This is a genomic window from Candidatus Accumulibacter phosphatis, assembly GCF_012939955.1.
GTDB lineage: Bacteria > Pseudomonadota > Gammaproteobacteria > Burkholderiales > Rhodocyclaceae > Accumulibacter > Accumulibacter delftensis.
On record NZ_SPMY01000142.1, the window covers coordinates 1 to 714 of the forward strand.

Consider the following 714-nt stretch of genomic DNA (forward strand, 5'->3'; position numbering starts at 1 on the left):
CCGCGCGAGCGATGTGATTGGCACGTCGCAGGTCTGCAGTTTCCCAGGTGCCGATGCGCTTCCTCTGCAGGCACCGGATCAAACGGTGTTCCGTTTCAAAATCTGGCAGCTCTTCCCTATTTGTTAATGCGAAAGAAGCTCGTTGGAAGACGCAGGAACCCCTGATCGCCTGGGGTCATGCAAAAGGGTTGTCGTGAATCAAGCGGCTGCGGCGATGAAGCCGAAGCGAGTCAGAGCCTTGATCCAGCGAGAAGCGTTGCGCTGTACGGAAAGCTGCTCATAGTTGGTGGCGGAATCCCGGTAGTGTTCGCCACGCTTGAGCATGAAGAAGATGGTGCGCAACATTTTGTGAGCCAGCGCGACGATGGCCCGTTTGTAACCACGGCGAACGATCAGCGACTGGAACTTGGACTGGAACGCTGATTTGGTCCGACTGGCGGCGTGAGCGAACTCACAGAGAAGTCGGCGGACGTAGAGATTGCCCTTGCGCACGCGCCCCGACTTTCGTTTTCCGGCGGATTCGTTGTTGCCCGGGCAAACGCCGACCCAGGAAGCGAGGCGATCCGGGGAGCCAAAGGCACTCATGTCGCTGCCTATTTCGACCAGCAGCATGGCGGCGCCGATCGCGTCGACGCCCGGTAGCGTTTGCAGCAGCGCCAGCGCATTCATCTCACTTGCCAGCTCGCCAAGCAGTCGAGCGTCGAAGCGGGCAAT

1 protein-coding gene is annotated in these 714 nt (G+C 59.4%); it reads right to left on the minus strand.

Going from position 1 to position 714, the window contains the following annotated elements; genetic code table 11:
- Nucleotides 1-198: 198 nt before the first annotated feature.
- The coding region (locus E4Q23_RS23155; RefSeq protein ID WP_169068757.1) for a transposase at nucleotides 199-714 on the minus strand (516 nt) is incomplete at its 5' end.